Origin of the sequence: Pedococcus sp., assembly GCF_036554925.1 — a bacterium.
Taxonomy (GTDB): Bacteria; Actinomycetota; Actinomycetes; order Actinomycetales; family Dermatophilaceae; genus Pedococcus_A.
Genome location: NZ_DATBMI010000044.1, coordinates 1 through 4470 on the forward strand (window position 1 = coordinate 1; position 4470 = coordinate 4470).

General features: G+C 71.2%; 3 protein-coding genes. All 3 read left to right on the top strand.

The window, feature by feature from the left end; all coding sequences use genetic code 11:
• Nucleotides 1-672: cytochrome b/b6 domain-containing protein (locus tag VIB11_RS03110; protein ID WP_332028261.1), on the top strand; the 672-nt coding region annotated here is incomplete at its 5' end.
• Nucleotides 673-676: 4 nt separating this feature from the next.
• Nucleotides 677-2815, top strand: a complete 2139-nt coding sequence (locus tag VIB11_RS03115) for a hydantoinase/oxoprolinase family protein (RefSeq protein WP_332028263.1) — start codon at nucleotides 677-679, stop codon at nucleotides 2813-2815.
• A gap of 5 nt (nucleotides 2816-2820) precedes the next feature.
• Nucleotides 2821-4470 (top strand): hydantoinase B/oxoprolinase family protein (locus tag VIB11_RS03120; RefSeq protein WP_332028265.1); only part of this gene is annotated, 1650 nt, incomplete at its 3' end.

Consider the following 4470-nt stretch of genomic DNA (forward strand, 5'->3'; position numbering starts at 1 on the left):
GAGGTCGAGCGCTACGGCCGCTCGGCCCGCTGGTTCCACGCCGTCATCTACGTCACGGTGCTGCTGCTGCTCGGCACCGGGTGGTGGCTCGCGCTGGGTCACGAGGGCGACCCGTCCCCGCTCTCCCGGCTCACCGGCCGGCCGGACACCGAGCTGCACCGGTGGACGGGCTGGGCGCTGACCGGTGTCGTCCTGGCCGGGCTGGTGCTCGGGGTCCGGGCCGCGGTGACGTTCGTGCGGGAGTCGCTGCGCTTCCGCCGCAGCGACGTGCACTGGCTGTCGGCGTGGCCGCGCGCCGCTGTCACCGGCCGGTTCGCGCGGCACGAGGGACACTTCGACCCGGGGCAGCGGGTCGCCAACATCGTGCTGGTGGTGCTGCTCGCCGTGCTGGTGGGGAGCGGGGTCGCGCTGGCCCAGCTGCACGGCGGGCCGGCGTACGCGGTGCTGGTCCACGTGCACCGGTGGGCGACCTGGGCCGTCACGCCGGTCATCGCCGGGCACGTGCTCGTGGCGGCCGGCCTGCTGCCCGGCTACCGCGGTGTGTGGCGGTCGATGCATCTCGGCGGCCACCTCGATGCCGGGGTCGCGCGACGGCTCTGGCCGGCCTGGGCGGAGCGTCAGGGGCAAAGTGCCGACCCGGTGCGCGGGAGGCCACGCGCCCCGGTTGAATGACCGCATGCCCTCTGCCGAGCCCGAAGCACCGTCGCGCCGGATCCGCATCGGCATCGACACGGGAGGCACCTTCACCGACGTGGTGGCGCTGGACGTGGCGACCGGTGAGGTGGTCACCACCAAGACGCCGTCCACGCCGGCGAACCCCGCTGACGGCTTCCTCACCGGCATGGCCAAGGTGCTCCGCCTCATGGGTGCCCTCGGCGAGGACGTCGTGTCGGTCAGCCACGGCACGACCGTCGCCACGAACCAGCTGCTCGAGGGCAAGGTCGGCGACCTCGGGCTCATCACCACCGAGGGCTACGAGTTCCTCCTCGAGATCGCCCGGCAGTCGGTCCCGGACGGCTACGGCAACTCCTACTTCTGGGTCAAGCCGCCGCGCATCGTCCCGGCCGACTACGTGAAGACGGTGGACGGTCGGCTCGACTTCGAGGGCAACGAGATCCGCCCGTTCGACGAGGAGCAGGCCGTCGCCGCCGCGCGCTGGTTCAAGGACCGCGGGATCACGACGATCGGCGTGTGCCTCCTGCACTCCTACGCCAACGACGAGCACGAGCTGCGGATGCGCGAGATCCTGCGCCGCGAGCACCCCGACGCGATCGTGTCGATCTCGTCCGAGGTGCTGCGCGAGTACCGCGAGTACGAGCGGTCGATGACCACGCTCGTCGACGCCGCCGTCAAGCCGAACGTGTCGCGCTACGTCACCAACATCAAGGGCCGCCTCGACGGCTTCCTCGGCGAGGCGGAGGGCGGCAGCGCCCCTGCCCGGGAGACCATCCCCTTCTACATCATGAAGTCCAACGGCGGTGTGCTCTCGGCCGACGAGGTCGTGCACCAGCCCATCACCACCGTGCTGTCCGGCCCGGCGGCCGGTGCCCTCGGGGCCGGGCTGATCGCGCGCAAGGCGGGCTTCGACAAGGTCCTCACCTGCGACGGCGGCGGCACGTCCACGGACGTCAGCGTCGTGCTGCACGGCGAGCCGACGCTCACGACCGAGGGCTCCGTCGGCGCCTACCCGTCCAAGATCCCCATGATCGACGTCGTGACCGTCGGCGCGGGCGGCGGCTCCATCGCCTGGATCTCCCCCGAGGGGACCCTCAAGGTCGGTCCGCAGTCCGCGGGCGCCGACCCGGGTCCGCTCTGCTACGCCAAGGGCGGCACCGCGCCGACCATCACCGACGCCCACGTCGTCCTCGGCAGGATCCCCCCGCACCTGCTCGGCGGCGAGATCCCCCTCGACACCGAGGCGGCCAGGCGTGGCATCGACGACCTCGCGGCGCAGCTCGGCATCGACCCGGACCACTGCGCCACCGGCATCCTCGAGATCTCGGCCTGGAACCAGGCCAACGCCCTGCGCCAGGTCAGCGTCAAGCGGGGCCTCGACGTCCGCGACTTCATGCTCGCGACGTTCGGCGGCTCCGGCTCGCTGCTCGCGTGCCGCCTCGTCGACATCCTCGACCTCGCCGGCGTGGTCGTGCCGCAGAACCCGGGCAACGTCTCGGCCTTCGGCCTGCTGACGGTCGACGTCAAGAACGACTACGTGCAGACGGCCGTGGCCAAGCACGCGAGCCTCGACCACGCGGCCGTGCAGAAGACCTTCGACGAGCTCACCGACAAGGCCGCGAAAGACCTTGACGCAGAGGGTTTCCCGCGCGATGCCCACCGCTACTCGCGCACCGTCGACCTGCGCTACTTCGGCCAGGCGTTCGAGGTCCGCGTGGCGGCGCCCGAGGGCACCGTCGACGCGGCGTATGCCGCGGAGGTCGCCGATGCGTTCCACGCCGAGCACCGCGCGCTGTACGGCTACGACTTCAAGGGCGACCCGAGCCAGCAGGTCGAGTGGGTCAACCTGCGGGTCACCGGCGTCGGGCCCATCACGCGGCCCGAGCTGCGCGAGGTCAGCACCAACGAGGGCGAGGCCCGCGTCGTGGAGCGCGCCCGCACGTCCACGCGGCCGGTCTGCTTCGACGCGGAGGTCGGCTACGTCGACACCGACGTGTACTGGCGGCCCGACCTGCGCGCCGGCGACACCCTGAGCGGGCCGGCGATCATCGAGGAGTTCGGCTCGACCGTGCCCGTGCACCCCGGCTTCACCGTTCGCGTCGACGCGATCGGCAACCTCGTCATCACCAAGGAGGCCTGAGCCCCATGACCGCCCAGACCCAGACCGCAGAGGCGCCCGTGAACCCCGCGGGCCTCCCCACGGCATACGAGCACGGGAACCGGCTCACGGCAGTGGGCACGACCGTCGACCCGATCCTGGTCGAGATCGTGCAGGGCACCCTCGCGAGCGTCGAGATGGAGGTCGAGACCGCCATCGCCCGCACCAGCCGCTCGCCCATGATCCGCGACGCGCACGACTTCCGAGCCGGCATCCACGACCGCCAGCTGCGCAAGCTCACCGGCCGCTCCTACTCGGCCCTCGTGCACCCCGTCGCCCGAGACTTCCCCCTCGACGAGATGCAGGAGGGGGACGTCTTCTTCCACAACGACGTCTACGAGTCCGAGGGCGGCATCGGCCACCTGCCCGACCTGTGCGTCACCGTCCCGGTGTTCCACCGTGGCGAGGTCGTCGCGTTCGTGCAGGCGTTCGGCCACCACGACGACATCGGCGGCGCCTGCCCCGGCTCGATGCCCAGCGGCGCCACGAGCGTGTTCGAGGAGGGGCTGTCTGTCCCGCCGATCAAGCTGTGGGACAAGGGAGTTCCCAACAAGGCGGCGTTGCGCATCATGACCCGCAACTCCCGCATGCCCGACAGCCTCGCCGCCGACCTCGACGCCGAGTGCTCGGCCTGCCTCATGGGCGCGCGCCGGCTCTCCGAGCTGTTCGAGCGCTACGGCCGCGAGACCGTGGAGGCCGCGTTCGACGCGATCCTCGACCAGACCACGGAGACGTACCGCCGCGAGATCCTCTCCAAGATCCCCGACGGCACCTACGTCTGGGAGGACTACGCCGAGCACGACGGCGTCGACGACCCGAAGCTGCACACCCAGCGGATCACCCTGACGAAGGTCAGCGACGCTCCGGCCGATCCAGAGAACGGCCGTCCGGCGGGCCCGCGCCTCGTCATCGACTTCACCGGCACCGCCCCGCAGGCCAAGGGCCCGATCAACCACTGCGGCGACTACGTCGGCGGCAACTTCCTCAAGAAGTGGCTCGCGCCGATCCTGCGGAACCTGGCCGACACCCCGGAGCGGATGGCGGAGCTCGACGTCAACGAGGGCATCGTGCCGCTCATCGAGATGCGCTTCCCGGAGAAGGGCACCCTGCTGACGCCGATCTTCCCGGCGCCGACCAACGCCCGCACGTTCGTGATCCTGCGCCTGCTCGGCGTGCTCGCGGGCGTGGTGGCCAAGGCCGTCGACGGCAAGATGCCGGCCGACCAGGAGACCATCCGCTACACCGGTGTCTACGGCAAGGACCGCGACGGCAACGACTACCTCATGCGTGAGGTGCTCGGTGGCGGCTCGGGTGGTCGCTACTACGCCGACGGCGAGGACACCATCCACGTCGTGCCGGACAGCCGGAACCTGCCCACCGAGTTCACCGAGTCCCGCTTCCCGTTCATCGTCGAGCGCCTCGGCCTCGCGGTCGACTCGGGCGGTGCCGGGCGCTACCGCGGTGGCCTGGGCTACGAGAAGCAGATCCGGATGCTCAAGGACGCGAACTTCATGTCCATCGCCGACCGGTCGATCCTTGCCTGCTGGGGCGTCAAGGGCGGCAAGGCGGGTCGCCCGTTCGAGGTCACCATCGACCTCGGTGGGCCGGAGGAGCGAGATGTCGACGCCCTCGCCGAC